The sequence below is a fragment of the Mesobacillus sp. genome (genome assembly GCF_049588175.1).
Taxonomy (GTDB): Bacteria; Bacillota; Bacilli; order Bacillales; family Cytobacillaceae; genus Mesobacillus.
This window is the reverse complement of record NZ_JBAVFI010000164.1, coordinates 1-2,097: the sequence shown is the minus strand read 5'-3', so window position 1 is coordinate 2,097 and position 2,097 is coordinate 1. Positions and strand designations below refer to the sequence as shown.

At 45.7% G+C, this 2,097-nt stretch carries 2 protein-coding genes; both read right to left on the bottom strand.

Annotated elements, in window-relative coordinates:
* Positions 1-98 precede the first annotated feature (98 nt).
* Positions 99-1,274 carry an amidohydrolase gene (locus WB217_RS03925; protein WP_423990832.1) on the bottom strand — a complete coding sequence of 392 codons (1,176 nt, stop codon included), beginning with the start codon at positions 1,272-1,274 and terminating at the stop codon, positions 99-101.
* On the bottom strand, positions 1,274-2,097 hold an 824-nt coding region (locus tag WB217_RS03920; RefSeq protein ID WP_423990830.1), incomplete at its 5' end, for a Zn-dependent hydrolase. The genes WB217_RS03920 and WB217_RS03925, both read right to left, overlap by 1 nt.

Genomic DNA, 2,097 nt, shown 5'->3' with positions numbered 1-2,097 from the left:
GAAAAAGAGAGCACCAAATTACTTTTATAATCCAGAAAAAAGTAAATAAGGAGGACCTAGAAAAGTCCTCCCCAATGATATTTATTTTTGAAGGAGTATTATTGGTTAAAATATGCCCAAGCATACTGAGCATACAGCTCGGCTCCGGTAGCCAGTGCATCCTCATCAATATCAAATTTGCCGTGATGGTGAGCCCATTCTGTATCCTTTTCAGGGTTGCCGCTTCCTACGAGTGCAAAGCTTCCAGGTACTTCATCGAGATAAAAGCTGAAATCCTCCCCGCCCATCGTTGGTTTTTCATTAAAGACGACGTCCTCACCAAATGCCTCAGCGGCAACCTTCTGTACTAGCACCGCACTGGCTCCGTCATTGATGACCGCCTGTGTGCCACGGGTATATTCAACTGTGGCTGTCGCTCCATAAACGGCTGCAACATGGTCGGCATAATGCTGAAGCTGGGCTTCAATATGGTCGCGTGTCGCAGGATCAAAGCAGCGAACAGTTCCTTCAATCACTGCGTTTTCAGCGATGATATTGAATCTTGTCCCAACGACCATTTTTCCAACTGTGAGGACGGCTCCTTGTTGTGGATCAATTGTTCTTGAAACAACAGTTTGGACATTCATCACAAAGGAGGAAGCAACAATTGCCGCATCGATACAAGCCTGCGGGATAGCACCATGACCTCCTTTACCCTTGAAGGTTACTTTGAATAAATCTGCTGATGCAAAGGAAGGACCAGGTGTACAAGATACTTTATGTGTTGGCATCTGCGACCAAATATGTATGCCGAAAACATTGTCGACTCCATCCACAGCACCTTGCTTCACCAGAGCCTTCGCGCCTTCTGCGACTTCTTCGGCAGGCTGGAACAATAAGCGGACATTTCCTGGGAGCTCATCTTTTATTTCATTTAAAGCTTTTGCCGCAACCAGCAGCATCGCAGTATGGGCATCGTGGCCGCATGCGTGCATTTTACCTTCCTCCCGGGAGGCATAGGGCAGGTCCTTATTCAGCTGTTCAACAGATAAAGCATCCATGTCTCCCCTGAGCGCAACAGTTTTTCCAGGCTTACCACCTTTAATTTCAGCGATCACCCCTGTTGGCTCTGTTCTTCTATATTCAATCCCCAAGTTTCCTAGATAGTCGCATACAAATTCAGTAGTCTTATATTCTTCCCAGGAAAGCTCTGGTTCGCTGTGGAACTTCCTTCTTAGTTCAGTTAGTTCATCCTTATATTCTACGAATGCTTCCTTTAATTTTTGATTGATCATCATTCCGCCTCCGTTAAGCTCTTGGCTGTTTCGTAAAAAATTCGCACCGCTTTGGCGATATCCTCTGAATCGGACCATTCCTCAGGGCAATGGCTAAGACCATTTTTGCTGGGAATGAACAACATCCCGACATCTGTGTAATCGGATAAGACCATTGCATCGTGCCCTGCTCCGCTGTTGATTGAACAATATGGAATCTGAAGTTCTTCACTCTTCGCTTTTAAAAGCGAACGGATTCCCTCATTTAATTCTTTCGGCTGAATGTATAACAGCTCCTCAACGTATGTCTTAATTCCATTTTCATTAAAAGAAGAAATGAGCGATTTCGTTTTTTCAATTACATTCAATACATTAGCTTCTTTCCCTGAACGGATATCTACGGAGAATACTACTTTGTCTGGAATGACATTTGCTCCGTTTGGAAAGACATTAAGACGTCCGACGGTAACAACTGTACCCTCACCTTCTTCAGCCGCAAGTCCTGGCAGCTGCCCAACAATCTTTGCCGCTGTAACCAGGGCATCAGCCCGCCGGTCCATCGGTGTGGTCCCGGCATGACCAGCCTGTCCTTCCACCGTAACCTCGAGTTGGGTCAAGCCAACGATGGCCTCAACAACACCTATAGGAATCTTCTTTTCTTCTAATATAGGACCTTGTTCAATATGCAACTCAAGAAAAGCCTTCATCGTTTTTGGGTCTCGACGTTTCACAAGAGTAGGATCTAACCCGATTTTTACCATCGCATCCTCAGTAGTGATCCCGTCCTTATCCGTCAGGCTTCTGAAATCTTCATCACTGAGGAGACCAACCATTCCTCTCGAAC